This is a genomic window from Rhizobium sp. 18055 (assembly GCF_902706285.1).
GTDB lineage: Bacteria > Pseudomonadota > Alphaproteobacteria > Rhizobiales > Rhizobiaceae > Rhizobium.
Genome location: NZ_CACSKD010000005.1, coordinates 139,316 through 165,541, shown reverse-complemented (window position 1 = coordinate 165,541; position 26,226 = coordinate 139,316). Strand labels below are relative to the sequence as shown.

Here is a 26,226-nt window from a genome sequence, read left to right as displayed (position 1 = left end):
CGGCTGCGACGCGGCCCCGCTAGCTAACAAATCACGACTTAATTTAACGGTTGCGAAACTATATTCGGCAAAAGCTGCCTCTAAATTATCTTTCCGCATCAATTACAAAGCAGAGATACTATGACCAGCCAGCAATCCGACAACGGCCTCAAGCAGCGCCTCGATTTCATCGAGTTGGATGATGGAGCACGCGCTTCGCTACGCGAAATGCGTCCGGCTATCTCGGAGTTGCTGGGCGCTGCGCTGGACAGGTTCTACGGCAAGCTGGCAAGAACGCCTGCCGTCGCCGGTTTCTTCGCCGACAAATCGCACATGAACCACGCCAAGACCCGCCAGCAGGCTCACTGGGACAATCTGGCAGGCGGCAATTTCGACGAGGCTTACGTCAAGGGCGTCGTTACGGTTGGCAAAACCCATGCGCGCATCGGCCTGGAGCCACGCTGGTACATCGGTGGCTACGCGCTGCTGATGAGCGATCTGATCAAGGGCTTGATGGACAAGCAGTGGCCCTCGATGTTTGCCCGCCAGCAGGGCAGGGTACTTGCCGACAAGCTGACGGCCGTCGTCAAGGCGGCCATGCTCGACATGGACTATTCGATCTCCGTCTATCTCGAAACACTGGAAGAAAAGCGCCTGAAGCTGGAAGACGAGCGCGTCAAGGCGGAAGCCGACCAGGCGATGGCGCTCGATCATCTCCGCCGTGGCCTCGAAGCCCTGTCGAGAGGCGATCTCGAAGCCGTCCTGCCGACCGATCTGCCAGGCAATTTCAAGGATATGGGTGACGACTACAATCGTGCCGTTGCCGCTCTGCGCGCCTCCTTCGCATCGGTTCGTGCCACATCGGGAGAAATCCTCCGCGGCACCGATGTGATCGCCAAGGGGTCCGACGACCTGGCGCTACGCACCGCACAGCAGGCAGCCGGCGTCGAGGAAAGCTCGGCAGCACTGCAGCAGCTCTCTGTCAGCGTCGGCCAGACCGCCTCCAATGCCGAAAAGGCGTCTGATGCGGTTCGCGAAACACAGCAGAAGGCCAAGAACTCGGGCGAGCTCGTCACCAGCGCCGTCTCCGCCATGGCCGGCATCGAAAAGTCGTCCACCGAGATCACCAAGATCATCGCCGTCATCGACGAGATCGCCTTCCAGACCAATCTGCTGGCATTGAATGCCGGCGTCGAGGCCGCCCGCGCGGGTGAAGCCGGCAAGGGCTTTGCCGTGGTCGCCCAGGAAGTCCGCCAGCTCGCACAACGCACCGCCGATGCTGCCAAGGAGATCAAGAGGCTGATCTCGGAGAGCACGGTTCAGGTCAACCAGGGCGTCGATATCGTCAGCAGCACCGGTGAATCGCTGAGCGACATGATCAACCGCATCGATATCATCAACAACTTCGTCGCCGACATTGCAGCTGCCGCCCGCGATCAGGCGACCGGCGTCAACGAAGTCAGCGTCGCCATCCGCAACATGGATACCATCACCCAGCAGAACTCCGGCATGGTCGAGCGCACCTCGTCCGAAACCCGACGCCTGCGCAGCGAGGTCGAGGGACTGGTCGGCCTGCTTGAGCGCTTCCGCATCGATAGCACTGGGCGCTCAGCCTACACGGCCTCACGCCGCGCCGCCTGACCCGAAATACGGCCAAATTCCGGGGGCGACACAAAAAATCGCCGCCTCCGGCCTTCGGATAATTCCATCCCGCAAAAAGATGGGTTATGGGGAACGCCATGACCATCAAGCCACTCATCATTCTCCCCGATCCGCTGCTCCGTCAGGTGTCGAAGCCGATCGAGCGCGTAGACAGCGATCTCCAGCGTCTCGTCGACGATATGCTGGACACCATGTACGATGCCCCGGGCATTGGCCTCGCCGCCGTCCAGATCGGCGTGCCGCGCCGCATGCTGGTCATCGACGTCGCGCGTGAAGGCGAAGACAAGCAGCCGCTGGTCTTCATCAATCCCGAAATCGTCGCATCGTCGGACGAACGCTCGGTCTACGAAGAAGGCTGCCTGTCGATCCCGGACTACTATGCCGAAGTCGAGCGCCCGGCGACCGTCAGCGTCAAATATCTCGACCGCGACGGCAAGGAACAGACCGTCGAAGCCGACAGCCTGCTCGCCACCTGCCTGCAGCACGAGATCGACCACCTGAACGGCGTTCTCTTCATCGACCACATCTCCCGCCTGAAGCGCGAAATGGTCGTCAAGAAGTTCACCAAGGCCGCCAAGACCACTAAGGCTCTGTGAGCCGCCGTTGAACATTCGGCGCCGAAGGATTATGATATCAGTGATATCATGATGGAGGTGGCGAATGGGTGATCTTCTGATCAGGGGCCTGGATGACAGCCTGAAGCTTCAGCTGCAGGAGCGCGCGACCCGCAACGGCCGTAGCCTGTCGCAAGAGGCAATCGAGGTGATGCGCATTCAGATCCTGCGCGACCAGTCGCTTGTGCCGGCCGGGCAACGGCTGAGAGCGCTTATTGGCGATGATCGGCTGACCGAGGATGAAGTCAGAGAGATTTCGGATTTGCGCCGCGAACCTGATCGCGAGCCACCGCGTTTCGATAAATGATCATTCTCGATACCAATGTCATTTCCGAAATGCAGGGGCGCTTGCACAGCGAGCGGATATTGGCGTGGCTGGATACATATGAGATCGAGGCTCTATTCCTGACGACGATCTCCATTGGCGAAATGCACTACGGCCTGCATTTGCTGGAAGACGGACACCGGAAAATTGGGCTAGCCTCGGCCTTCGCGCGCATCGAGGCGGACTTCGCCGGCCGTATTCTTGGGTTTTCCCTTGAGGCGGCCCGCCGCTACGGCGCTTTGGCTGCCGCACGCAGAAAAGCGGGGCGTCGGATGGAAACCAAAGACGCCATGATCGCAGCCATCTGCCTCGTGCATGGCGCAACGCTTGCCACGCGCAACACAAAAGACTTCGAAGGGCTTGATCTCAAGCTCGTAAACCCGTTTGAAGACGGCTGATCTTCAAGATTGGCCGCAAGGCCAAAGACTGGCGGCACACAATGTCTCTTCGCATCATCTTCATGGGAACGCCTGAGTTCTCCGTCCCGACCCTGCGCATGCTTGTCGATGCCGGTCACACGATCTTGGCCGTCTACACCCAGCCACCGCGCCCCGGCGGCCGTCGCGGGCTCGATCTGCAGAAATCGCCGGTCCATCAGGCAGCCGAGCTTCTCGGAATCCCGGTCTTCACCCCCGTCAATTTCAAGGACCCGGATGAACGCGCACGTTTCGCCGAGCACAAGGCCGATGTCGCCGTCGTCGTCGCCTATGGCCTGCTGCTGCCGGAAGCCATCCTCAATGGTACCCGCTACGGCTGTTACAACGGTCACGCCTCGCTGCTGCCGCGCTGGCGCGGGGCTGCCCCGATCCAGCGGGCAATCATGGCGGGCGATGAAAAGACCGGCATGATGGTGATGAAGATGGACAAGGGGCTCGACACCGGCGCCGTCGCCATCAGCAGCGAAGTCGCGATCGGCGAAAACATGACCGGCGGTGAACTGCACGACAAACTGATGTACGCCGGCGCCAAGGCGATGGCCGAGGCGATGGTGAAGCTTGAGATGGACGACCTGCCGCTGACCCCGCAGCCTGATGAAGGCGTGCTCTACGCCTCGAAGATCGACAAGAGCGAGACGCGCATCGATTTCTCCCGCGATGCCGCCGAGGTCCACAACCACATCCGCGGTCTGGCACCCTTTCCGGGGGCCTGGTTCGAGCTTGAGATCTCAGGCAAGCCGGAGCGCGTCAAAGTGCTCGGCTCCGAGCGCGCGGACGGCACGGGCACTCCCGGCGAACTGCTGACCGATGATCTCGTCGTCGCCTGCGGCACCGGTGCCGTCAGGCTGACCAAGCTGCAGAAGGCCGGCGGCAAGCCGCTGGCGGCGGCGGATTTCCTGCACGGCACCCATTTGCCTCAAGGCACGAGGCTCGCCTGATGCATCGCTACCGGATGATCGTCGAATATGACGGATCGCAATATGTCGGCTGGCAGCGTCAGGACAACGGTCCCTCCGTGCAGGGCGCCATCGAAACGGCGATCCTGTCGGTGAGCGGTGAAACCGTGGCGATCCGCGGCGCCGGGCGCACCGATTCCGGCGTCCACGCCATGGGCCAGGTGGTCCATGCCGATCTCGCCAAGGAATGGTCGCCCTTCAAGCTGCAGAATGCGCTGAACGCCCATCTCAGGCTCGCCGGCGAGCGCGTTGCCATCCTCGATGTCCAGAGCACCAGCGAATTCTTCGACGCCCGCTTTTCCGCCCTGCGCCGCCATTATCTCTACCGCATCATCACCCGCCGCGCGCCGCTGGCACTTGAGGCCGGCAAGGCCTGGTGGGTCGCCAAGGCGCTCGATCACGAGGCCATGCACGCCGCCGCCCAGATGCTGGTCGGCAGGCATGATTTCACCACCTTCCGCTCCGCCCATTGCCAGGCCAACAGCCCCATCCGCACGCTCGACCGTCTGGATGTGACCCGTACCGGCGACCTGATCGAGATCCGCGCCACGGCCCAAAGCTTCCTGCACAACCAGATCCGCTCCTTCGCCGGCACGCTGAAGCTCGCAGGCGAGGGACGCTGGACGCCGGATGACGTGCGCTCAGCACTGGACGCCAGAGATCGCAAGGCCTGCGGCCCGGTGGCGCCGCCCGATGGCCTCTATTTCATGCAGGTCGATTATCCCGACGTGATCGTTGATCGCCGCAGGGAGCCGGAAGCACCGAATGCCGACAATGGTCTGTCATAATCCGAGGTACGGCGCCCGCGCCAGAACGCTCGCGACAATCCGTCAGTCGGGCGACCAGCCCGTCGTCATCGCTGACCGATAATCAGTTGCTCGACACCATGCTCGCCCGCCCGATCATTGTAACAGAAAAGGGCACGCGCCTCTGCTGTCTATCGGCGGTCGTGCTGGAAATACTGGAAAATCCTGATATCGGCGTCTACACCAAGGAGGATGGAGAGATCATTCCGGGCAAAGACGCCGTCTAAACCGGGTAGATCCCCAGAAACCGCTGCAGATACTCCGACAGCATCAGCGCCGGTACGAACAGCACCAGCGTCATCGCCCCGATCAGCAGCCCGTTGCCGTTGAAGATCATTCGGAGGATGCGGGCGATGGCGAAGACCTGGGCCAGCATGAAGGCCAGCAGCAGCATCGAGACGATGCCGATTGCGCCGGGCACGAAGAACACCAGCGCCAGCAACAGGCCGTTGATGTAGGAGAGCGGCACGCCCAGCCAGTTGACGGCAACGATGACAGGCGCAAAGCGCTCGCCCTTCTTGAAGGCCAGCAGCAGCAGCCCGGCAAACACCAGCGGCACGAACCAGTTTGCCGCCTCCACCAGCCCCAGCCGGAAATAGAACAGCATGCCGACATCGGTGTGCGGTGGCATCGTCTGCAGGAAGGCCTCGCGCCACCAGAGCCAGGAAATCCCCATTGGTGGCAGGCACCAGACGAAGGCCCAGAACGAGCGGTTGACGCCGCGCTCGGACAGGTCGAGAAACCGGAAGCCGGCCGGATCCATGCGGATCAGCAGCCAGAGCCCCGCCAGGTAATATTGGACCTCTTTAAATCCCGGCATTCTCGAACCAGCGCTCGATGAATGTTTCGTAGACCACAGTCAGCTGCTCGAGATCGGAGATCGCCACGCGCTCATCGACCATGTGCATGGTCTGCCCGACAAGGCCGAATTCGACCACCGGGCAATAATCCTTGATGAAACGCGCATCCGATGTACCGCCCGTCGTCGATAGCTTCGGCGATTGCCCGGTAACGCTCTCGATCGCCGCAGACAGCGAGGCGATCAGCGCGTTGTTGCGGGTCAGGAACACGTGGCTCGGACGCTCGGCCCAGACGATATTGTAGTTGAGCGTCGCGCGGCCCGGGCGCAGCACGCCGTCGTTAGCAGCGGCATCCAGACGACGCAGGATTTCCTGCTGCAGGCTGTCTGCCGTCCATGTGTCGTTGAAGCGGATGTTGAAGCTCGCCGTCGCCTTGGCCGGCACCACGTTGGTCGCCGGATTGCCGACGTCGATCGTCGTCACTTCGAGGTTGGACGGCTGGAAATCCTCGGTGCCGGCGTCGAAGGCCGGATACATCAGTGCCTGCGTCAGCTGCAGGATCCCACGCACGGCATTGTCGGCCAGATGCGGATAGGCGGCATGCCCCTGTACGCCGTGCACCGTAATCTTGCCGGACAGCGAGCCGCGGCGGCCGATCTTGATCATCTCGCCGAGCGTATCCGGGTTGGTCGGCTCGCCGACAAGGCAGGCATCCCAGCGCTCGCCGCGCTCGGCCGCCCAGCTGAGCAGCTTGGTGGTGCCGTTGATCGCCGGGCCTTCCTCGTCGCCGGTGATCAGGAACGACACCGAGCCTTTCGGCGGCCCATGCTTTTCGATGTGGCGGGCGACAGCGGCCACGAAGCAGGCAATGCCGCCCTTCATGTCGACGGCACCGCGGCCGAACATCTCGCCACCCGATATCGTGGCGGCAAAGGGAGGATGCGTCCAGGCGGCCTCGTCGCCGACAGGCACCACGTCGGTATGCCCGGCAAACATCAGATGCGGTCCGTCGGTGCCGAGGCGGGCATAGAGGTTTTCGATATCGGGCGTACCCGGCTCCGTCGCCTTCATCTTGTCCACCTTGAAGCCGAGCGGGGACAGCATCGCTTCCAGCGCCGAAAGCGCCCCGCCTTCGGCGGGCGTCACGGACGGGCAGCGAATCAGGGTCTGGAGATTGGCAACGGGATCTGTAGCGGTCATGGCAATGCAACTATCCGGCGGTAATGGCAAAGAAAAGGCAAGGCGGCAGTGCCGCCCTGTTGAAATGGGCCGTCCATCATGCCGGGCGGATGCCCGGCGATCGGCATCCCGGCGCCACGATATGCGGGGCGCCGGAAACCGATGATCTTGTCAGTCGCGCAGCAGCTCGTTGATGCCGGTCTTCGAACGGGTCTTTTCATCCACCGTCTTGACGATCACCGCGCAATAGAGGCTCGGGCCCTGCTCGCCGTTCGGGAACGGCTTGCCCGGCATGGTGCCGGCGACGACGACGGAATAGGGCGGCACTTCGCCGTAGGAGATCTCGCCTGTGGCGCGGTTGACGATCTTGGTCGACTTGCCGATGAACACGCCCATGCCGAGAACGGCGCCTTCGCGCACGATGCAGCCTTCGACGACTTCCGAGCGGGCGCCGATGAAGCAATTGTCTTCGATGATCGTTGGGCCGGCCTGCATCGGCTCCAGAACGCCGCCGATGCCGACGCCGCCGGAAAGATGCACGTTCTTGCCGATCTGGGCGCAGGAGCCGACCGTGGCCCAGGTATCGACCATCGTGCCTTCATCGACGAAAGCGCCGAGATTGACGAAGGACGGCATCAGCACGACGTTCTTGGCGATATAGGCCGAGCGGCGCACGATGCAGTTCGGCACGGCGCGGAAGCCGGCTGCGCGGTATTCGCTCTCGCCCCAGTTCTCGAACTTGGAAGGCACCTTGTCCCACCATGTCGAGTTGCCGGAGCCGCCTTTGACGACGTCCATGTCGTTGAGGCGGAAGGACAGCAGAACCGCCTTCTTCAGCCACTGATTGACCTTCCACACGCCATCGGCGCCGCGTTCTGCAACGCGGGCCTTGCCGCCGTCGAGAAGTTCGAGCGCGGTCTCGACCGCATCGCGCACTTCGCCTTTGGTCGCGGTGCTGACGCTATCGCGGTTCTCGAAGGCGGCTTCGAGGATCGTTTCGAGGGCGGAAAGGTCTGTGGCGCTCATGAGAATTCCTTAAACTTCGATCTTTATCGTGGAGGCCGAAGCCTCCGGGTATTGTGATTGGCGGAATGCGATCTGCTCTATCGCATGCAGGGCTAAAATGGAATGATTTTTCGGGACAGGTTCACGCTCCCGATAACCGACGTGCAACGACATACCGGCAGCAACTGCCGGCGGGACGGAAAGGCATTGGAATGGCAAAGGCAAAGAACGGCAGGCTGCGGCGCAAGGATGGCGTTTGGGACCCGTTGAAATCGAGCGAGACCGACAAGCAGCGCGCCCAGGCCGTGCCGAAGACGCCGCAGACCCTGTCGCCGGCCTATCGCCTTGCCTATGCCGACGAGGATTTCCTCTGCCGCGAAGAGTTGCGGCCGATCCGCCTGCAACTGGAACTGATGAAGCCGGAAATGCTGCTCACCGAGCGCGGCATCAAATCGACGGTCGTCATGTTCGGCGGCGCCCGCATCCCGGCCCCCGGCCAGAGCGCATGGGCCGCCCGCAACGAGCTACAGCGCGCCAATCTGGAGGCCGCCTCGGTCTATTACGACGAGGCTCGCAAGTTCGCCCGTCTCTGCTCGAAATACGCTGCCGGCTTCGATTTCCATGAATATGTCGTCGTCACCGGCGGCGGCCCCGGCGTCATGGAAGCGGGAAACCGCGGCGCTGCCGACGAGGGAGCCCCGTCGATCGGCCTCAACATCGTGCTGCCGCACGAGCAGGCCCCGAACGTCTACGTCACGCCGGAGCTGAGCTTCAATTTCCACTATTTCGCCATCCGCAAGATGCATTTCATGGTCCGCGCCAAGGCCATCACCGTCTTCCCCGGTGGCTTCGGCACGCTCGACGAATTCTTCGAATGCCTGACGCTGATCCAGACCGGCCGCATGGAAAAGATGCCGCTCATCCTGTTCGGCGAAAAGTTCTGGAGGAACATCATCAATTTCGAGGCGCTCGCCGAATTCGGCACCATCGCCCCCGATGATATCGACCTGATCAGCTTCGTCGATACCGCCGATGCCGCCTGGAAGATCATCCAGGATTTCTACGAGCACCCTGAATAGCGGCGCGAAAGCAGATCATGTCATGGCGGCGGCAAGACCGCCATGCAGCGCCGACTACGAACCGTCCTCGGTTTTTTTGGGGCGACCGCCCCTGGCGCCATTGACCCGGCTGGCGGCTATTTTGGCCGCCGATCGGGATTGCCCTCCACGACGCTGGGCGTCCATGAACGTCTTCGTGCCGAAAATGCCGCTCATCAAGCCCGCGATCGTATAGTCCGCATCGAGGCTCTCCCAATGCAGCCCGGTTTCTCCGAGCAGTTCTACCTCGGCCAACTGGGCGGCGGATGCTTCTTCCAGTCCCTGCAGCGCGCGGGCCGGGAACAGGAAGGACGCGCCATTCGTGAATTCGACGATGACGCGTTCGGATACACTGTCGAACCGGACGGACGTGGGAATTGGCCGCTCGGCGCGCTCTGTCTCCCAGCGTCGCTTGGCCGCGGCCAGTTCTGCGTCGGTGATCTCAACCATGATACTGTCTCCAGGTATCGAGAAACAATTGCCGGTTCGCTGCTACCACGTCCATCGCGTGACGCACGTCCCCGTCGGACATCCCGCCTTGCGTGATGACCTTGAGGTCGAGAATGTCGATGCGCGCTTCACCATCGCCGACGACATGAACGTGGGGTGGCTCGTGATCGGCCGTATAGATGACGAAGCGCATTCCATATCGGCGCAAAACCGTAACCAGGGAGTACGATAACCTAACAAGTTGGGTATTTCAATCGTGGGGCAAATATCCGGCGACGCCTGTGAGTGCATCACAAACAGAAAAGCCCGCCGCGGAGATCGCGACGGGCCCTGTCATTTCAGCAATGCCAGTCCTTACAGGAACGGACGGTCCGGCATGTCGGCGATCGAGATTGTGCCGTCCTTGTTGCTGTCCATCCGCGTGAAGAACTTGTCGAAGGCGGCTTCGGCTTCCTGCTTGGAAATCTGGCCGTTCTCGTCGGTGTCGATGCGCTGCATGATCATCAGTTCGCGGATCATGCCGGGACCGCGCATGCCGTGGCGGCCGGGGCCGCGGTTGGCTTCATCCTGCGGCGGCGCGGGCTGGCCGGCGTCGGCATCGGCAGGCGGCGGCGCAGGGGCGGCATCGTCATCGGCTGCCATGTCGTCGGCCGGCGCCTTGGCCTTGGCCATCTGCGCTTCGTGATACTTGCGGATCTCGCCTGGCGTCAGCGAGCCGTCCTTGTCTGTGTCGATGGCGGCGAAGATCGTCTCCATGCCATTCTTGGCTTCGTCCTTGGAGATCTGGCCGTCCTTGTTGGTGTCGAACTGCTGCAGCATGCGAACGAACACGACTTCGCGCATCATAGGTCCGCGCGGACCGCCGCCCATCATCATGTGGTGGGGCTTGGGCGGATGCTTGTGCTTGTCGCCGGGCGCGGCAAAACTGCTGCCGGCTGCGGCACCGACGATCAGGACGGAGGAAAGTGCGGCCAGTATCAGCTTGTTGCGAGACATTTGAATTCCTTTCAGTGTGTAATCTCATTGGGGATCACAAACCAAAAGGTAGGGCGGCCGACCCGAATTGCCCAATTAAACATCGGTAAGCTGGATGAAAATTTCGTAACCTAGCCGTTAATCTTCTCAAGGAAATCAGTGAGATCGTCGGTCACGAAGTCGATGTGATCATCGTCGCCGCTGGTCTTTTCCCACCATTCGACGACGGTGTCCTCGAGGTTGTTGGGCACCAGCAGAACCGTCTGCATGCCGAGCGCCTTCGGAGCAACCAGGTTGCGCGGCAGGTCTTCGAACATCGCGGCTTTCGTCGTCTCGACCCGCTTCAGTTCGGTGAACTTGTCGTAGGTCGCCTGCGCCGGCTTCGGCACGAAGTCTGCGGCCACGATGTCGAAGATATCGTCGAAATGATCGAGAATGCCGAGCGCGCCGGCCGCCATTTCGGCGTGCCTGACGCTGCCATTGGTGAAGATGAACTTGCGCCCCGGCAATGCCCTGATCGCAGCTCCCAGTTCCGGCTGTTCGGTCAGGCTGGAATAGTCGATCGCATGCGCCTTCTCAAGGAAGTCGTTCGGATCGACGCCGTGGTGGATCATCAGCCCCTGCAGCGTCGTCCCGTGATCGAGATAATACTGCTTCTGCAGCTTGCGTGCCTCGTCGCGCTCCATCTGCAGCAGCGTCGAGACATAGGCCGTCATGTTCTTGTCGATCTGCGCGAACAGATTGACGCTGTGCGGATAGAGCGTGTTGTCGAGATCGAACACCCACTCTGTGACATGCGAAAAGTCGGATTTGGTCGGGGTGCGATCTATCTTGGTCATGCCAGCCTTATGGCATGGGCGGCGATCGATTGAAATCCGGAATGCGACCATGGCCGCCGGTCGAGCAATGCGCCGCGGCGGTCGTTACCGCCGCGGGCTGAAGCAATGCCGGGAAAAGCGTCAAGCGGTTTCCGCCGGGCGTTGCGTGAAGCAAGGATCAGGGAATGATCAGCGTTCCAGCGCCGTGTTCGGTGAAGATTTCGAGCAGCACGGAATGCGCGGTCTTGCCGTTCAGGATGACGACGCCCTGGACGCCGGCCTTGATCGCATCGATGCAGGTCTCGACCTTCGGGATCATGCCGCCCGAAATCGTGCCATCGGCGATCAGCTGGTGTGCCTGCGAGACCGACAGTTCCTTGATCAGGTTGCCCTGCTTGTCGAGCACGCCGGGAACGTCGGTGAGGAACAGCAGCCGGGTCGCGTTGAGCGCACCGGCAATCGCACCGGCAAAGGTGTCGGCATTGATGTTGTAGGTGGCGCCGTCGCGGCCGGGGGCCACGGGCGCGATGACAGGGATCATCTCGGAGCGGGCCAGAAGGTCGATCAGCGTCCGGTCGACTTCGACGACCTCACCGACGAAACCGAGATCGAGCACGCGCTCGATGTTGGAATCCGGGTCCTTGATGGTCTTGCGGGCCTTTTCGGCGAAGACCATGTTGCCGTCCTTGCCGCAAAGGCCGATCGCCCATTCGCCCGTCTGGTTGATCAGCGCGACGATTTCCTTGTTGATCGAGCCGGCGAGAACCATTTCGACGATCTCGACGGTCTTGGCGTCGGTGACGCGCAAGCCCCCTTCGAACTTCGATTCGATCCCCATCTTGTTCAGCATCGCGCCGATCTGCGGACCGCCGCCGTGGACGACGATCGGGTTGACGCCGGATTGCTTCAGCAAAGCGATATCGCTGGCAAACGCCTTGCCGAGCTCGGGATTGCCCATCGCATGGCCGCCATATTTCACGACGATCGTCTTGTTCTCGTAACGCTGCATGAAGGGCAGGGCCTTCGCCAGCAGCCGTGCCTGAAGTTCGCTTTCGGTCTCGGTCATCGGATACCCCGCGGGAATTGGATTGCGGCCTTTTATCCCAAGTTTTTGACAGATGGAATAATCGGCGCCGCATTAGTTTGCGCTATTTGCCTGCACTGCCGCGACTTGCCAAGTGCTGCAGAACACCCTTACTTAGGAAATCGCATAGGGAAGAGGCGCCGCATGACGAGCGAGGAAATCGCAGGACTGATCGGCCGGGTTGCAATGCGCGATCGCAAGGCCTTTGCGGTCCTTTATCGCGAGACAGGCCCGAAACTTTTTGCCATCTGCCTGCGTATCTTGAAAGACCGGACAGAGGCCGAGGAAGCGCTGCAGGAGATCTACATCAAGATCTGGCAGCGCGCTGCGGCCTTTGCGGTCACGGCAGGGACACCGTCGTCCTGGCTTGCGGCGATTGCGCGCAACCAGGCCATCGACACGTTGCGAAGTCGCAAGCCTGTGGCCGACGAACTGGACAGTGCATACGATCTTGCCGATGGCGAACTCAATCCGGAAGAGCAGACTGTGATCCGGGATGAAGGAAGGCGGATTGACAGCTGCATGGAACAGTTGGAAGCTGATCGCGCGGTGGCAGTGAGACGGGCTTATGTCGAGGGACTGAGCTACCAGGAACTCGCCGAACAATTCGGAGTGCCCTTGAACACGATGCGCACATGGCTGCGACGCAGCCTATTGAAGCTGAGAGAGTGCATGGAACGATGACATCGTCCGATCAAAGCAAGGGGGGCCGCTCCCGGGATGAAGTGCTCGCAGGCGAGTACGTGCTCGGCGTTCTCTCCTTCAAGGATCGGCGGGTCGTCGAGGACCGCATGCGGGTCGACCGCCCCTTTGCCGCCATCGTCAGCCGATGGGAGGCAAACCTCTCGACCTTCAATGACGATTACGACGTGGTCACCCCCAGCCAGGAAACCTTCAAGCAGGTCGAGGCACGTCTGTTCGGCACAGCGCAGAAAGCAGGCCCGCAAAGCGCCGGCCTGTGGAACTCCGTCACCTTCTGGCGGTCCTTCACGGCCGCCTCGCTGATTGTCACGGCCGCATCGCTGGCCCTGACATTCGCCACCGTCGCGCCGCCCAAGCCCGGCGCGCCGCTGGTCGCCGAATTGTCGGCGCCGGCAAGCCAGGTCAATCTGCTCGCCTCTTATGAAGCGCAGACAGGACGGATGCGGATCATCCCGGTTGCCGCAGGCAAGCCGGAAGAGAAGTCGCTGGAGCTCTGGATGATCCCCGGAGACGGCACGCCGAAGTCGCTCGGCGTCTTTGCGGCTGGCAAGGGTGGTGATGGCGAGCTGGTGATCCCGGTCGAGATGCGCTCGAGCATCGGCGACGGCACCACCTTTGCGGTCAGCCTCGAGCCTTTCGGCGGCTCGCCCACCGGCGCACCGACAGGTCCGGTCGTTGCCAGCGGCGCGGCGCACAGACCCTGATTTTTATCTGAAACTATTTCTGCGGAACCTCCGTAGATCCTCATGTCCCAGCAACGCTCAGGCATTCAGCCAGCGACACGCGAGTGGACGGATGAGGAGAAACAATCATGATCAAGTCCGCACTGCGCACCATCGCGCTTGCAACCGCTGTTTCCGCAATCGCTTTCGCTGCGCAGGCCAAGAATCCAATGGTCGGCGGCGCTGCGATGTATCCGACGAAGAACATCATCGAGAACGCCGTCAACTCGAAGGATCACACCACGCTCGTTGCAGCCGTCAAGGCAGCCGGCCTCGTCTCGACGCTCGAGGGCAAAGGCCCGTTCACCGTCTTCGCGCCGACCAACGAAGCCTTCGCGGCGCTGCCGGCCGGCACCGTCGATACGCTGCTCAAGCCGGAGAACAAGGCCAAGCTGACCAAGATCCTGACCTGCCATGTCGTCGCGGCTGACGCGATGGCAAAGACCGTTGCCAAGATGATCAAGGATGATGGCGGCGAGCACGACATCAAGACTGTCGGCGGCTGCGTGCTGAAGGCCAAGGAAAGCATGGGCAAGATCACGCTGACCGACGAAAGCGGCGGTGTCGCGCATGTCACGATCGCTGACGTGAAGCAGTCCAACGGCGTCATCCACGTCATCGACAAGGTTCTGCTGCCGAAGATGTAATTTACCCGTCACGGCAGTTTTGGAGGCGCCCTCATCCACCCTGGGGCGCCTCTTTTTATATAAGGTGCATTATTTCCAGTTGGTGGCGCCGACCGTCAGCGCGATCGCCTCGCGCAGATCGTTCAGCCCGTCGCTCTTCTCCGAAGAGGTGGCGATGATGCCGGGATAGGCGGCCGGCCGCTTCTTGATCTTCTCCGCCGTATCGGCCAGCAGCTTGACGACTGCAGGCGGCTTGATCTTGTCGGTCTTGGTCAAAACGATCTGGTAGGACACGGCCGCCTTGTCGAGCAGGTCGAGCACATCGTCATCGTTCTTCTTGATGCCGTGGCGGCTGTCGATCAGCACATAGACGCGCTTCAGCGTCGCGCGGCCGCGCAGATAATCGAACACCAGCTTGGTCCAGGCATCGACATTTTCCTTTGGCGCCTTGGCATAGCCGTAGCCCGGCATGTCGACCAGCGCCATCGGCGGCAGATCGTTGGCCTCGCCGGAATAGCCCTCGGGCACGAAGTAGTTCAGTTCCTGGGTGCGGCCCGGCGTGTTCGATGTGCGGGCGAGCCCGTTCTGGCCAACCAGCGCGTTGATCAGCGACGACTTGCCGACATTCGAGCGCCCGGCGAAAGCCACTTCCAGCGGCCCTTCCGGCGGCAGGAATTTCAGCGACGGTACGCCGCGGATGAAGATCCACGTACGCGCAAAGAGCGGCATGTCATTTTTATTGGTCATTCGTCTTTTCCAGCGCGTCCAAATCCATTGAGCCTATGGCATTCAGGTTTCGGGTGATTTTGTCAACCGGCCAGTCCCACCACGCCGCGAAGAACGCATGCGGATCGGCGATAGAGGGCCGGGAAAAGAAAAGCCCCGCCGAAGCGGGGCTTTCGATCACTTGTCTGTCGGGGCAGGTTTTCGTTTGAACAGGCCCTTGAGATTGCTGAACAGCTCGACCTTCACACCATGGCGACGCATGATCACTGCCTGCTGGATCACCGAGAGCGTGTTGTTCCACGCCCAGTAGATGACCAGACCGGCCGGGAAGCTTGCCAGCATGAAGGTGAACACCAGCGGCATCCAGTTGAAGATCATCGCCTGTGTCGGATCCGGTGGCGTCGGGTTCATGCGCATCTGCAGGAACATCGTGACACCCATGATCAGCGGCCAGACGCCGAGATGCAGCAGGGTCGGTGCCGTGAAGGGCAACAGGCCGAAGAGGTTGACGAACGAGGTCGGATCGGGCGCCGAAAGGTCCTGAATCCAGCCGAAGAACGGCGCGTGGCGCATCTCGATGGTGATGTAGATCACCTTGTAGAGCGAGAAGAAGATCGGGATCTGCAGCGCGATCGGCCAGCAACCGGCGATCGGGTTGATCTTCTCTTCCTTGTAGAGCTGCATCGTTGCCTGCTGCAGCGCCATCCGGTCGTCGCCGAACTTGGCCTTCAGCTCCTCCATCTTCGGCTGCATCCGCTTCATGTTCGCCATCGAAGCGTACTGCTTGCTGGCGAGCGGGAAGAACAGTGCCTTGACGACGATGGTGGTCATCAGGATGGCGACGCCGAAATTGCCGAAGTAGCGGAAGAAGAAGTCCATCAGCTTGAACATCGGCTTCGTCAGGAAGTAGAACCAGCCCCAGTCGATCAGGCGGTCGAAGCGCGGGATCGAATAGGTCTTCTCGTAACCGTCGATGACCGGAACTTCCTTGGCACCGGCAAACACCAGGCTCTTCAGCTCGACAGACTGGCCGGGCGCAACGCTGACGGCGTTCTGCTTGTAGTCGGCCTGGAAGCGCGGCTGGCCATCGGTGAAGTGGCTGAAGCGTGCATCATAGGGGGTCGTCTGCGGGGGAATGATCGTTGCCGCCCAGTACTTGTCGGTGATCCCGAGCCAGCCGCCGGTGGCCGTTGCCGGCGTAACGGCTTCCTTCTCGACAGCGGCATACTTGCTTTCGATCAGGCCGTCTTCGCCGATCACGCCGATGAAGCCCTCATGCAGCACGTAGGTCGAAGCGACAGCCGGCTTGTTGTAGCGGGTGACGCGGCCGTAGGAAGACAGCGCAGCCGGTGCCTGGCCGGCATTGGTGATCTTGTCGGTGACGGTGAACATGTAATGTTCGTCAACCGAGATCGTGCGGGCAAAGGTGATGCCCTTGTCGTTGGTGTATGTCAGCGTAACCGGTGTCTTCTCGGTCAGCGTCGCACCTTCCGGGGCCGTCCACACCGTCGATGGGCCAGGCACGCTGCCGGTGGCCGCGTCGCCGATATAGCCGAGTTCGGCATAATAGCCGTCCTTGGTTTCGGACGGGCTGAACAGGGTAATGATCGGGCTCGAGTCGTCGACCGTCTCGTGGTAGCCCTTGAGCTTCAGGTCGTCGAGGCGGCCGCCGACAAGGTTGATCGAGCCGGCAAGCGCTGCGGTGTCGATTGTCACGCGCGGGTTCTTGGCAAGTGCATCGGCGAGCGACGTGGTGGCCGCCGCCTGGCCTGTCGGAGCAGCCCCGTTGGTCTGCACGCCCGCGGCCGCAGGTGTCTGCGTCTGCTGGGTCGTCTGCTGTGCCTTCTGGGCAAGCTCGGCCTTGCGCTGAGCTTCGATGCGCGGGTTCATGTAAAGGAATTGCCACCCGAGAACGATCAGCACGGAGAGGGCGATCGCAATGAAGTAGTTGCGGTTATTTTGCATCATACGTTCCTGGGGCGGCCGTCTCCGGACCGCTTGTGTTTCGGCTTCGTCTGGACGCGAGCGGTAAGCTCAGCGGCTAACTCTTTGAAGGATGCTTGAAGCACGTCCCTTCGCGCGACAACCACATAGTCGTGTCCGGGCTGCATTGCAAACCCTGCATGCAGTCGCACCGCCTCTTTAAGGCGCCGACGCATACGGTTTCTTTCGACCGAGTTGCCATGTTTCTTGGTGACGGTGAAGCCGACGCGGGCTTCGGTATCGGGTTCTTTCCTGTCGAGTACCTCGAGAAGGAAGAAGCCGCCCCTGCGTTTTTCGCCATTGCGAACAGCAAGAAACTGCGGGCGGATTTTCAGCCGCCCGGCAGTCATTTTGGGTTCTTTGGTCGTCAATTCGCCCGCCATCTGATCGGGCAATCCCGGCTTAAGCCGAAAGACGATTGCGGCCACGGCTGCGGCGAGCAACGATGACCTTGCGGCCGCCCTTGGTAGCCATACGTGCACGGAAACCGTGACGGCGCTTGCGAACAAGCTTAGATGGTTGGTAGGTACGCTTCATTTATTTTAACACCGCGGAGTGCGGGCCTTCTTGAATTTGCATAAAGCAAGGAGCGTTGTTTTTCGAACGGGCGCGGCTTCAAAAGCCTTATATGACCGGACGTGCGGCGGCTTATACGGATGAAGGTCGCGAAAGTCAATTATCGCGCGATAAATCCACGCTACGCGCGACATAGCTACGAAAATTAGCAATTGCTGTTAATGATTGTGCCGAGTGGCCAATATTTTCGACGCGCCCACTTTGTTTTAATTCTGCAACTGAAACGCGCGTGTTTCCAGGCATTGAAAGTCACTCGCGCAAAATTATCCGCAGCAACGACCTATCACAGGTAATTTTTTATACTCCCCGGTCGATACATCCGAAATTGAACGTTAATTGTTTTAGTCCAATTTAAATTACAAGCCGAAGATCTACGTTGCTCGGCATCCTGTGTTTGTTGGGGGGTCCTTTGAAAATTCGTGGCAAGATTAATATACTCGTGTCGGCAATGTGTGGCGTTGCGCTGGTTATCGGTGCAACTGCTCTGTGGGCCGTACAGCGTTACAACGTGAATCTAACCGCTTACGAGGATGCTGCAGACCGCGCCTACTCCGGCGAACGCCTGAACCGGTTCGTCACCGCAACCGTCATGGAAGCGCGCGGCATCTATGGTGCCCCGACCACGAAGGATGCCGCAGGTTTTGCCAAGGGGCTTCTTGCCAATCTCGACCAGATCGATGCAACCATCGCCTCCTGGACACCGCTGGTTCCCGCAAGCCAGATGGAATCATTCAATAAGCTGAAGGCGCGCGCCGCCGAGTTCCGCACCTTCCGCGCTGAAACCGCGCGCCTCGGCACTGCCGTCGATCCGAAGGCCGCCAATGATCAGGGCAACAACGACGCCAACCGCGCCAACCGCAAGGCCTTCCAGGCTGAGATCGATGCGATCGTCGCCACCGACAAGGCAACGCTGGACGCGGTCAACCAGGAGATCGAAAGCTTCCGTGCATCGGTCCTGTGGCTGGTCCTCGGCATCACCGGTCTCGGCATCGCCGTCGGCATCGGCATGGGTCTTTATATCGGCACCATTCACCTCTCCCGCCCGATCAAGAAGGTTACGGAAGCCATCAAGAATGTTGCCGATGGCAATTTCGACGCCGATGTCCCCTTTGCTGGCCGCAATGACGAAATCGGCGAGATGGCCGCTGCCGTTTCCGTGTTCAAGGAAAATGGTCTGGCTGTCCGTCGCATGAATGCGCAGGAAGCCGCCATGCGCGCCAAGAGCGATGATCTGCAGTCGAGCATGTCGGTCGTCGTGGCGGCCGCTGCTGCCGGTGATTTCGCCCGCCGCATCGACAAGGATTACGGCGACGAGAATCTCAATCAGTTCGCCGGCAACATCAACCAGTTGTTGTCGAGCGTCGATGGCGGCGTCGGCGAAACCCGCCGCGTCATCGCCAGCCTGTCGGAAGGCGATCTGACGCAGACCATGCGCGGCAATTTCCAGGGCGCCTTCGCCGAATTGCAGCAGAACGTCAACAGCACATTCGCCACGCTGCAATCGACCATGCGCGAAGTGCGCGAAACGGCCGAAGGCTTCCACGGCAACACCAACGAACTGCGCTCGGCCAGCGACGACCTCTCCAAGCGCACCGAGCAGCAGGCTGCGGCGCTGGAGCAGACCTCGGCTGCCCTCGACGAGATCACCGCCGTCGTCAACAATTCGACGGAACGCGCCCAGGAAGCCAGCGTCATGGTCTCCGAGGCCAAGGATGATGCCGGTAAATCAGGTGTTGTCGTCCGCAGCGCTGTCGATGCCATGGGTCGCATCGAGCAGGCATCGCGCGAAATCAGCCAGATCATCAACGTCATCGATGAGATCGCTTTCCAGACCAACCTGCTGGCGCTGAATGCCGGTGTCGAGGCCGCGCGCGCCGGTGAAGCCGGCAAGGGCTTTGCCGTTGTCGCCCAGGAAGTCCGCGAGCTGGCGCAGCGTTCCGCCAAGGCCGCCAAGGATATCAAGGGCCTGATCACCAAGTCGGGCAGCGAAGTGCAGGTCGGCGTCAAGCTGGTGCAGGAAACCGGTACTGCGCTTTCGCAGATCGAAAGCCGCGTCAACGCCATCAACGACCACATCCACTCGATCGCCACTGCCGCCAAGGAACAGTCGACAGGCCTCAAGGAAGTCAACACGGCCGTCAATCAGATGGACCAGGTGACACAGCAGAACGCCGCCATGGTCGAGGAGACCTCGGCTGCTACGCACAAGCTGTCCTCCGAGGCCGATAGCCTGGTGCGCCTGATCTCGCGCTTCAAGGTGTCGAATGGCCTGTCGGCAGCACCGGTGGCCGTCGCCCGCCAAGAGGACCACCGCCCGGTCGCCTCGCCCGCCCGCCGCGCCATGGGAAATGTTGCCCGCGCCTTCAACAGCAATGCCGCGGTTGCCAGCCAGAGCTGGGAAGAATTCTGATCCGGTCGGCATCACTATATACTATATGACAGCGCCGCCTTCGGGCGGCGCTCGTTTTTGACGCGTACACCATCTTGCTCGCAAAGATTTGAACGCGGCGCGATTTCGTCTAATATAGAGCTCATATCCGTGGCGCCTTGCGCCGATTGGACGAGAAGCGATGCCAGCCCCCGATCAAGGCCATACTGTTCCCGACGAAATCACGACGGTGCCCGACGCCGGTCGCTCCGCATGCCGGCCCGCCGGCATGTTCGGCGGCATATCCGGCAAGCTGTTGTGGCTCACCGTTATCTGCATCATGCTGGCCGAAGTGCTGATCTTCTTTCCGTCGGTTGCCTCGATGCGGCTTCGCTGGCTGGACGAGCGGCTGAATGCCGCCGCCGCCGCCGCCATTGCCATCGATGGCCTGCAGCCGGTCGAGCTCCCGCGTGACCTGCAGAAACAGACGCTGGAGGCAACGGGAACCAAGGCGATCGTGCTCCGCAAGGACGGAACCTCCCGGCTGCTTGCCACCTGGGACATGCCGACCTCGGTCGATAACCAATACGACCTCACCGATGTACCGGCGTTGACCGCGATGCGCGACGCGCTCGATACGTTGATCTTCGGCGGCGACCGGATGATCCGGGTCTACGGACCGGTGCAGGACACCAGCACCGGCGTGGAAGTGGTAATGAAGGACAAGCATCTGCGCAATGCGATGCTGATCTACTCGCGCAACGTCTTCTTGCTGTCGATCCTGATATCGCTCTTCACGGCCACGCTCGTTTTCTTCGCCATCAACCGCATCCTGATCAAGCCGATCCGCAAGCTGACCGGCAACATGCAGCAGTTCTCCGCCGATCCCGAAAATCCGCAGCATATTTTCGTCGGCGACGGCGGGCGCGACGAACTGGCGATTGCCGGCCGCCACCTGACGGCGATGCAGCTTGAGCTGCAGAAGACCCTGAAGCAGCAGCGAAACCTCGCAGCACTCGGTTTGGCCGTCTCCAAGATCAATCACGACATGCGCAATATCCTCGCCTCCGCGCAGCTGATGTCCGACCGCCTGGTCGATATCGACGACCCGATGGTGAAGCGCTTCGCGCCGAAGCTGCTGCGCACCATCGACCGCGCCGTCGGCTATACCACCGAAGTGCTTTCCTATGGCCAGGCCAGCGAATCCGCGCCCCGCCGCCGGCTGGTGTTGGTGACCACGCTGATCGAGGACGTCAGGGACATGCTGGCGATCGATCCGCAAAGCGAGGTCGAGTTCGTTGAGCAGATCGGCCCCGGTCTCGAAGTCGATGCCGACAACGAACAGCTCTTCCGGGTGATCCACAATCTCTGCCGCAACGCCCTGCAGGCACTCACCGCAAGCAACGTCCCCGACAAGGTGCGGCGCATCACAGTGTCCGCCCATCGCATCGGCAGTGTTGTCAGCATCACCGTCGATGATACCGGCCCCGGCATGCCGCAAAAGGCACGACAGAACCTCTTCGCCGCCTTCCGCGGCTCGGCCCGCTCCGGCGGTACAGGGCTGGGTCTGGCGATCGCCCGCGAGTTGGTGCTGGCCCATGGCGGTACCATCGCGCTTGTCGAAAAACCATCGATCGGCACCCAGTTCCGCATCGAAATCCCGGATCGCCCGGTTTCGCTGGACGATTACCGCGGTCGCAGCCAGCACGAAAAGTGAAGCGATTTCCGTATCTCAATGAAGAGAGACGAAACTCACCACTTTTTTCACAAAGCCTATTGCATTCATTCAGATGACCCTTTAGAGAACCGCTCACGCAAGCGGAACACACCGCAGCAGACGCACCCGTAGCTCAGCTGGATAGAGCACCAGACTACGAATCTGGGGGTCAGGAGTTCGAATCTCTTCGGGTGCGCCATTCTTTTCCATAGGCTTATGACAGTGGTATTACGGTGACGTCTACAGCATGCGTTGCTGTCACCTGATGATCCGCCAAATCCTTCTCCATCGTCGCAAGCTGGCCGCAACGTTAGCCTGGCGCAATGTTACCACGCGATTGTCGTGTCGAGATGCCCTTTGGGCAGGTAATGCCGTGGCGTGGGGCCGGAGAGACGTGATGTTGAGGAATATCGTTCGGGTAATGGCGTTTGGGGCGTCGGTTATGGCGCTTGCCGGCTGCGTCGATCATGCCAATGGACCGATGCTGTTTCCCGTCAACACGCTGGATCCGCCGCTGAACCCACCCGGCATTGCACACAACATCTGCGTTGCCGATGGAAATTCCATGTATGACGAGGCGCGCAGGCAGTACCAGGCGCGAGCGCAGATGTCGCGCTATGCGGTAGACCCTGCCAACGAGGAAGCGCAGGCGAGGGCGGCGGCCCGCCGGCAATATGTCGCCTGCATTTCCAGCCAGGGCTATCGCGCCGTTTACGACCAGTAGACGCCGCCCGAGATCACGCGCAATCGCCTGCGATCACGACTGTTGGAGCCCGCGTGTGGGCGTGGAACTTTGCAAGCCAGACCGGCATTTTCTTCATGTGAATCCTGAAGGAGGGTTTATCATGAAAATCTCCCGTTCCATCCTATCCTCTATCTCCGTCGGCGCTATCCTGGCGCTCTCGATCGTCGGACCGGCCGCCGCGGCCGTTCAGCCACCGCTTCCCGGGACTTCGGTCGTCCAGGTTGCGCAGGTAAAGGCTCCCGTCGGCTACTGGCACGGCTACCACGGTTCTCGCACAGAGCGGCCAGGGACACGCCGCCATTCCGACGGCTACTGGTATCCGGATGCCGCCTTTGGTGTCGATCCCGGCACGACAGGCTCGATCACCAGCAACCCGGTTCGGCCGATGCAGCGGCAAACCTATTGCCAGAGCACATTCGGCGGCACCAACGGCGACGGCTCGATGCCCTGCAACAACGGCTTCTGATCGAATTGTTCACACAGGAGGCGGCATCCGGCCGCCTCCTGTGTGGCCAGCAGGTGGCTCACCTGCAGCAATGGCGTCACTGCGGCTAAAGACGCAGCGCGATTCGCAAAGCTACCAACTGCGTCGAGGCACCGCAGAAACCGGACAGTCACCGTAATTTACAGCGCATGCGCGATCTATTTGCGCAATCTTTCAGCCTTTTGAGTAAAATTTCTGCAAAATAAGACGAAACAACGGGAACCAATTGCCCAGCTTTGCGTTACGCGCATCGCTGCCTTGCGGTATTCTCCCTATTCCTGATCGAAACGATGGGCTATCTATCCCCTCGAAGGCAGCGCACTCCTCCTCCCAGCGCTCCTTCATCGGACTGACAGCACTCCTCCTCCCAGTTGTCAGTCAGGATCAAGAGCCTGGCGCACCTCCTCCCGCGCCGGGCTCTTTTCCATTTAAGCACCCGTCAAATCCTCAGTCGCCAATCCGCGCCACGCCGGTCTCGCCGTTGTCGCGCGTCCATTTGACCTTGCCCGGGCCGGCGGCTTCAAGCGCGAAACACATTGGCGCACCGTCGTACCAGGTGTTGAATTTCTGGCAGAGCCGGTTTGCCTCGATCCACCATTTGCCCTCGTCATCAGGCTTGAAGAATTTTCCGAGGCCGATTGCCTGGCCGTTGCCATCGACGATGCCTGACGTGTGGTAGTTGAGCGGCAATTCGCCGCCGAGCGGGGTGGCGAGGTAGATGGTCCTGCCGATGATGTCGCGGCGTATCGCATCTTCTGCAAGCGCGCCGGCACTTGCGAGGGACGGCGAGAGCAGGGTGATCGAAAGCAAAACGCCGGGCAAGACCTTCATGGCTCATAGTCCTATGTTGCAAACTCCGTTGCGATAAACGTCGGCAGCTGTCAGAAAGTTTCACGGTCGGGTCTGTTGCGATTCCCATCGCCGGGCAGGGAGAGGGGGAGCGAAAATTCAGATGGAAATGGCACATATTCTGATATATCACATGGTAGCCGGTGGCTGGGCCCTCCACCGTGATGAGTGGTGGCATAATGGATGAGAAGAAGACGGTCGCGGTTGTCGGTTCAGGCGTCATCGGTGCGGCAATTGCGCTGGAATTGCAGCGCCGCGGTCTGCAGGTCACGATGATCGACAAGGGAGAGCCCGGACGCGGCACCTCCTACGGTAATTTGGCCAGCATCGCGCTCGATTTCGCCGCCGGTTCCGGCCCCAGCACCTGGCGCAAGATCCCCCGCTGGCTGCTCGATCCGGAAGGCCCCGTCTGGCTGCGCCCCGCCTATGCGCTGAAGGTGGCTCCCTGGTTCCTGCGCTTCATCGCCGCTGGCCGTCCGGCGCGCCTTCGCGCCATCGAGGATGCGGGGATGAGCCTCTCCAATCAGGCGCTCGCAGATGTCCGCGCCATGCTTGGCGTCATCGGCGCGCCTGAGCTGATGAGCGATGAGGGTTGCCTGGCGATCTACGAGACCGAAGCCGAATTCGCAGGCGATCGCGGCCATATCGATTTCATGCGCCGCTACGGCCTCGATTTCGATGTCCTGAGCGGCGGCGACATTCAGGCCATCGAGCCGGCGCTGTCGCCATCGATCGCCAAGGCGGTGCTGCTGCCCGACAACAAGACGATCCGCGATCCCTATCAGCTGGTCGTCAAGCTCGCCGATGCCGCCCGCGCACTCGGTGCGACCTTTGTCTCGGGCGCTGTCCGCAACGTCGAAAAGACCGGTGACGGCAGCTCCGTCGTTCTGCTCGAAAACGGCGAGCGCATCACTGTCGGCTCCGTCGTGCTTGCCGCCGGCGTCCACACCCGCTTCCTTGCCGAAAAGCTCGGCGAGCCGATCCCGCTTGAAACCGAGCGCGGCTATCACACGCAGATCATGCGCCCCGGCGTCTCGATGCGCCATTCGGTCATCTGGCCGCACCGCGCCTTCATGATCACGCCCACAGCAGGCGGTATCCGCGTCGGCGGCAATGTCGAGCTTGCAGGCCTTGATGCAGCGCCCGATTTCCGCCGGGCCCGGGTGCTCGTCCGCCACGCACAGCGCGCTGTGCCGGGCTTGAAGGTTGAGGAAGCCACGGAATGGATGGGCCATCGTCCGTCGCTTCCCGACACGATCCCGATCATCTCGCCATCTTCGAAAATGCCCGGCGTCTGGTACGCGACCGGTCACGGCCACCTCGGCCTGACCTATTCGGCCACGACAGCGCAGCTGGTCGCCGACATGGTCACAGGGCGCAAGCCAAGCGTCGAGATGGCACCGTTCCGGATCGACCGCTACTAGCAGACAACAGCCTCCGGATACGCAGGAGCAATGGTCCTCGTATCGCGCGATACCGATGAGTGGAGAATCAGATGAGATGGAAGCGCACGATCCAGCTTCTGGATGTTCACGCCGAGGGTGAAATCGGAAAAGTCGCCATCGGCGGCGTTCCGAAGATCCCGGGCAACACGGTTGCGGAACAGCTGCATTGGCTGAACACCGATCCGAAGGGCCACGAGCTTCGCCGCTTCCTGTGCCTGGAGCCCCGGGGAGCGCCGATCGGCTCCGTCAATCTGCTGCTGCCGGCCAAGCACCCGGACGCCGACGCCGCCTTCATCATCCTGCAGCCCGATCAGGCGCATGCAAGCTCAGGCTCGAACTCGATCTGCGTCACCACGGCCCTGCTCGAATCCGGTATCGTCGAGATGCAGGAGCCGGAAACCATCGTCACGCTCGAAACCGCGGCCGGCCTCGTCAAGGCGACGGCGACGTGCCGCGACGGGCGCTGCGAGAAGGTCAAGCTCACCATGGTGCCGTCCTTCGTGCACGAGCTGGATGTCGAGATCGACACGCAGCAATGGGGAAGGATCAAGGCAGACATCTGCTATGGCGGCGTCTTCTACGCGCTCGTCGATGTCGGCCAGATCGGCTTGAGGATCGAGAAATCCAACGCCGCAGCCCTTGTTCAGGCCGGCATGGTGCTCAAGGAACAGGTCAATCGCAGCATTGAGGTGGTGCATCCGGAGATCGCGGCGATCTCGGGCGTTGCCTACGTGATGTTCCGCGATCTCGAAGCCGATGGCACCGTGCGCACCTGCACCACCATGTGGCCGGGTCGGGCGGATCGTTCGCCCTGCGGCACCGGCAGCTCCGCAAATCTCGCGGCGCTGCATGCGCGCGGCAAGGCCAGGGTCGGCGATGTCTTCAAATCGCGCTCGATCATCGGTTCGGAATTCGAAGTCGGCCTTCTGGCCGAAACGACCGTTGCCGGTCGCCCCGCCGTCATCCCGACGATAACAGGCCGCGGCTTCACCTTCGGCCTGTCGCAGGTGGCGCTCGATCCGTTCGATCCGCATCCGGGCGGCTTTGCGCTCACCGATGTCTGGGGGCCGCTGGCCGGCGAGATCTGACGCTCCGG

The 26,226-nt window shown here is 61.3% G+C and carries 31 protein-coding genes and 1 tRNA gene; 18 read left to right on the top strand and 14 right to left on the bottom strand.

Features of this window, described 5'->3' with window-relative positions:
* The first annotated feature begins 120 nt into the window (after nucleotides 1-120).
* From GVL52_RS11420 to GVL52_RS31265, 7 genes are all read left to right on the top strand, one after another.
* A complete protein-coding gene (locus GVL52_RS11420) occupies nucleotides 121-1,620 on the top strand; it encodes a globin-coupled sensor protein (protein ID WP_160007034.1) in 1,500 nt (499 codons plus the stop codon).
* Between the two features lie 98 nt (nucleotides 1,621-1,718).
* Complete coding sequence (gene def, locus GVL52_RS11415; RefSeq protein ID WP_160007032.1) at nucleotides 1,719-2,237, top strand: peptide deformylase; 519 nt, start codon at nucleotides 1,719-1,721, stop codon at nucleotides 2,235-2,237.
* Between the two features lie 64 nt (nucleotides 2,238-2,301).
* Nucleotides 2,302-2,562: a plasmid stabilization protein gene (locus GVL52_RS11410; RefSeq protein ID WP_160007030.1), complete on the top strand. Its 261-nt coding sequence runs from the start codon at nucleotides 2,302-2,304 to the stop codon at nucleotides 2,560-2,562.
* The gene (locus GVL52_RS11405; RefSeq protein ID WP_160007028.1) at nucleotides 2,559-2,978 is read left to right on the top strand and encodes a type II toxin-antitoxin system VapC family toxin; all 420 of its coding nucleotides are present in this window, start codon (nucleotides 2,559-2,561) and stop codon (nucleotides 2,976-2,978) included. The genes GVL52_RS11410 and GVL52_RS11405 overlap by 4 nt, the downstream gene beginning before the upstream one ends.
* 41 nt (nucleotides 2,979-3,019) lie before the next feature.
* The gene (fmt, locus tag GVL52_RS11400) at nucleotides 3,020-3,955 is read left to right on the top strand and encodes a methionyl-tRNA formyltransferase (protein ID WP_160007027.1); all 936 of its coding nucleotides are present in this window, start codon (nucleotides 3,020-3,022) and stop codon (nucleotides 3,953-3,955) included.
* Nucleotides 3,955-4,761 carry a tRNA pseudouridine(38-40) synthase TruA gene (gene truA, locus GVL52_RS11395; protein WP_160007026.1) on the top strand — a complete coding sequence of 269 codons (807 nt, stop codon included), beginning with the start codon at nucleotides 3,955-3,957 and terminating at the stop codon, nucleotides 4,759-4,761. The genes fmt and truA overlap by 1 nt, the downstream gene beginning before the upstream one ends.
* Before the next feature lie 86 nt (nucleotides 4,762-4,847).
* Nucleotides 4,848-5,006, top strand: coding sequence for a hypothetical protein (locus GVL52_RS31265; protein WP_306440361.1), 159 nt, complete (start codon nucleotides 4,848-4,850; stop codon nucleotides 5,004-5,006).
* Here GVL52_RS31265 and GVL52_RS11385 read toward each other — a convergent pair.
* The 3 genes from GVL52_RS11385 to dapD all read right to left on the bottom strand — a co-directional run bounded on the left by GVL52_RS11385 (nucleotide 5,003) and on the right by dapD (nucleotide 7,784).
* Nucleotides 5,003-5,599, bottom strand: a complete 597-nt coding sequence (locus GVL52_RS11385) for a hypothetical protein (protein ID WP_160007025.1) — start codon at nucleotides 5,597-5,599, stop codon at nucleotides 5,003-5,005. The genes GVL52_RS31265 and GVL52_RS11385 overlap by 4 nt on opposite strands.
* Nucleotides 5,586-6,779, bottom strand: coding sequence for a succinyl-diaminopimelate desuccinylase (dapE, locus tag GVL52_RS11380; RefSeq protein ID WP_160007024.1), 1,194 nt, complete (start codon nucleotides 6,777-6,779; stop codon nucleotides 5,586-5,588). The genes GVL52_RS11385 and dapE overlap by 14 nt, the downstream gene beginning before the upstream one ends.
* A gap of 150 nt (nucleotides 6,780-6,929) precedes the next feature.
* Nucleotides 6,930-7,784, bottom strand: coding sequence for a 2,3,4,5-tetrahydropyridine-2,6-dicarboxylate N-succinyltransferase (dapD, locus tag GVL52_RS11375; protein ID WP_160007023.1), 855 nt, complete (start codon nucleotides 7,782-7,784; stop codon nucleotides 6,930-6,932).
* A 191-nt stretch (nucleotides 7,785-7,975) separates the two neighbouring features.
* Here dapD and GVL52_RS11370 point away from each other — a divergent pair, with 191 nt between their 5' ends.
* Nucleotides 7,976-8,842 (top strand): LOG family protein, encoded by an 867-nt coding sequence (locus GVL52_RS11370; protein WP_160007022.1) that lies wholly within the window; start codon nucleotides 7,976-7,978, stop codon nucleotides 8,840-8,842.
* 54 nt (nucleotides 8,843-8,896) lie between these two features.
* On the opposite strand, the gene GVL52_RS11365 is transcribed toward GVL52_RS11370, so the two are convergent.
* From GVL52_RS11365 to argB, 5 genes are all read right to left on the bottom strand, one after another.
* On the bottom strand, nucleotides 8,897-9,310 hold the full coding sequence (locus GVL52_RS11365; protein WP_160007021.1) for a DUF2442 domain-containing protein: 414 nt from the start codon (nucleotides 9,308-9,310) through the stop codon (nucleotides 8,897-8,899).
* Nucleotides 9,303-9,503, bottom strand: coding sequence for a DUF4160 domain-containing protein (locus GVL52_RS11360; RefSeq protein WP_244619151.1), 201 nt, complete (start codon nucleotides 9,501-9,503; stop codon nucleotides 9,303-9,305). The genes GVL52_RS11365 and GVL52_RS11360 overlap by 8 nt, the downstream gene beginning before the upstream one ends.
* 161 nt (nucleotides 9,504-9,664) lie before the next feature.
* Nucleotides 9,665-10,306 (bottom strand): EF-hand domain-containing protein, encoded by a 642-nt coding sequence (locus tag GVL52_RS11355; RefSeq protein WP_160007020.1) that lies wholly within the window; start codon nucleotides 10,304-10,306, stop codon nucleotides 9,665-9,667.
* 110 nt (nucleotides 10,307-10,416) lie between these two features.
* Nucleotides 10,417-11,124: a pyrimidine 5'-nucleotidase gene (locus GVL52_RS11350; RefSeq protein WP_160007019.1), complete on the bottom strand. Its 708-nt coding sequence runs from the start codon at nucleotides 11,122-11,124 to the stop codon at nucleotides 10,417-10,419.
* A gap of 157 nt (nucleotides 11,125-11,281) precedes the next feature.
* Nucleotides 11,282-12,169: an acetylglutamate kinase gene (gene argB / locus GVL52_RS11345; RefSeq protein ID WP_160007018.1), complete on the bottom strand. Its 888-nt coding sequence runs from the start codon at nucleotides 12,167-12,169 to the stop codon at nucleotides 11,282-11,284.
* A gap of 162 nt (nucleotides 12,170-12,331) precedes the next feature.
* Between argB and GVL52_RS11340 the strand changes: the two genes are divergently transcribed.
* The 3 genes from GVL52_RS11340 to GVL52_RS11330 all read left to right on the top strand — a co-directional run bounded on the left by GVL52_RS11340 (nucleotide 12,332) and on the right by GVL52_RS11330 (nucleotide 14,258).
* Nucleotides 12,332-12,871 (top strand): sigma-70 family RNA polymerase sigma factor, encoded by a 540-nt coding sequence (locus GVL52_RS11340; protein WP_160007017.1) that lies wholly within the window; start codon nucleotides 12,332-12,334, stop codon nucleotides 12,869-12,871.
* Entirely contained in the window at nucleotides 12,868-13,593 is a 726-nt protein-coding gene (locus tag GVL52_RS11335) for an anti-sigma factor (protein ID WP_160007016.1), read from the top strand. Before GVL52_RS11340 ends, GVL52_RS11335 begins: the two co-directional genes overlap by 4 nt.
* A gap of 107 nt (nucleotides 13,594-13,700) precedes the next feature.
* Nucleotides 13,701-14,258 (top strand): fasciclin domain-containing protein, encoded by a 558-nt coding sequence (locus GVL52_RS11330; protein ID WP_148185159.1) that lies wholly within the window; start codon nucleotides 13,701-13,703, stop codon nucleotides 14,256-14,258.
* Nucleotides 14,259-14,327: 69 nt separating this feature from the next.
* Here GVL52_RS11330 and yihA read toward each other — a convergent pair whose 3' ends face one another.
* From yihA to rpmH, 5 genes are read right to left on the bottom strand one after another with little or no spacing between them, the layout of a single operon-like run.
* Complete coding sequence (gene yihA / locus GVL52_RS11325) at nucleotides 14,328-14,984, bottom strand: ribosome biogenesis GTP-binding protein YihA/YsxC (protein WP_160007015.1); 657 nt, start codon at nucleotides 14,982-14,984, stop codon at nucleotides 14,328-14,330.
* Entirely contained in the window at nucleotides 14,974-15,144 is a 171-nt protein-coding gene (locus tag GVL52_RS30385; protein ID WP_200847807.1) for a hypothetical protein, read from the bottom strand. The genes yihA and GVL52_RS30385 overlap by 11 nt, the downstream gene beginning before the upstream one ends.
* Nucleotides 15,141-16,928: a membrane protein insertase YidC gene (gene yidC / locus GVL52_RS11315; protein ID WP_160007014.1), complete on the bottom strand. Its 1,788-nt coding sequence runs from the start codon at nucleotides 16,926-16,928 to the stop codon at nucleotides 15,141-15,143. The genes GVL52_RS30385 and yidC overlap by 4 nt, the downstream gene beginning before the upstream one ends.
* Entirely contained in the window at nucleotides 16,928-17,329 is a 402-nt protein-coding gene (gene rnpA / locus GVL52_RS11310) for a ribonuclease P protein component (RefSeq protein ID WP_148185162.1), read from the bottom strand. The genes yidC and rnpA overlap by 1 nt, the downstream gene beginning before the upstream one ends.
* A 19-nt stretch (nucleotides 17,330-17,348) precedes the next feature.
* Nucleotides 17,349-17,483: a 50S ribosomal protein L34 gene (gene rpmH / locus GVL52_RS11305; protein ID WP_112429442.1), complete on the bottom strand. Its 135-nt coding sequence runs from the start codon at nucleotides 17,481-17,483 to the stop codon at nucleotides 17,349-17,351.
* Nucleotides 17,484-17,931: 448 nt separating this feature from the next.
* Here rpmH and GVL52_RS11300 point away from each other — a divergent pair, with 448 nt between their 5' ends.
* The 5 genes from GVL52_RS11300 to GVL52_RS11280 all read left to right on the top strand — a co-directional run bounded on the left by GVL52_RS11300 (nucleotide 17,932) and on the right by GVL52_RS11280 (nucleotide 22,818).
* A complete protein-coding gene (locus GVL52_RS11300; RefSeq protein WP_200847806.1) occupies nucleotides 17,932-19,932 on the top strand; it encodes a methyl-accepting chemotaxis protein in 2,001 nt (666 codons plus the stop codon).
* 160 nt (nucleotides 19,933-20,092) lie between these two features.
* Nucleotides 20,093-21,607, top strand: a complete 1,515-nt coding sequence (locus GVL52_RS11295; protein ID WP_160007013.1) for an ATP-binding protein — start codon at nucleotides 20,093-20,095, stop codon at nucleotides 21,605-21,607.
* 122 nt (nucleotides 21,608-21,729) lie between these two features.
* A tRNA-Arg gene (locus tag GVL52_RS11290) sits at nucleotides 21,730-21,806 on the top strand.
* A 198-nt stretch (nucleotides 21,807-22,004) separates the two neighbouring features.
* Entirely contained in the window at nucleotides 22,005-22,331 is a 327-nt protein-coding gene (locus GVL52_RS11285) for a hypothetical protein (protein ID WP_160007012.1), read from the top strand.
* A gap of 121 nt (nucleotides 22,332-22,452) precedes the next feature.
* Entirely contained in the window at nucleotides 22,453-22,818 is a 366-nt protein-coding gene (locus tag GVL52_RS11280) for a surface protein (protein WP_160007011.1), read from the top strand.
* A gap of 465 nt (nucleotides 22,819-23,283) precedes the next feature.
* On the opposite strand, the gene GVL52_RS11275 is transcribed toward GVL52_RS11280, so the two are convergent.
* Nucleotides 23,284-23,667 (bottom strand): hypothetical protein, encoded by a 384-nt coding sequence (locus GVL52_RS11275; protein ID WP_160007010.1) that lies wholly within the window; start codon nucleotides 23,665-23,667, stop codon nucleotides 23,284-23,286.
* 194 nt (nucleotides 23,668-23,861) lie between these two features.
* Between GVL52_RS11275 and GVL52_RS11270 the strand changes: the two genes are divergently transcribed.
* Nucleotides 23,862-25,109, top strand: coding sequence for an FAD-binding oxidoreductase (locus GVL52_RS11270; protein WP_160007414.1), 1,248 nt, complete (start codon nucleotides 23,862-23,864; stop codon nucleotides 25,107-25,109).
* Nucleotides 25,110-25,180: 71 nt separating this feature from the next.
* On the top strand, nucleotides 25,181-26,218 hold the full coding sequence (locus tag GVL52_RS11265; protein ID WP_160007009.1) for a 4-hydroxyproline epimerase: 1,038 nt from the start codon (nucleotides 25,181-25,183) through the stop codon (nucleotides 26,216-26,218).
* Nucleotides 26,219-26,226: the final 8 nt, after the last annotated feature.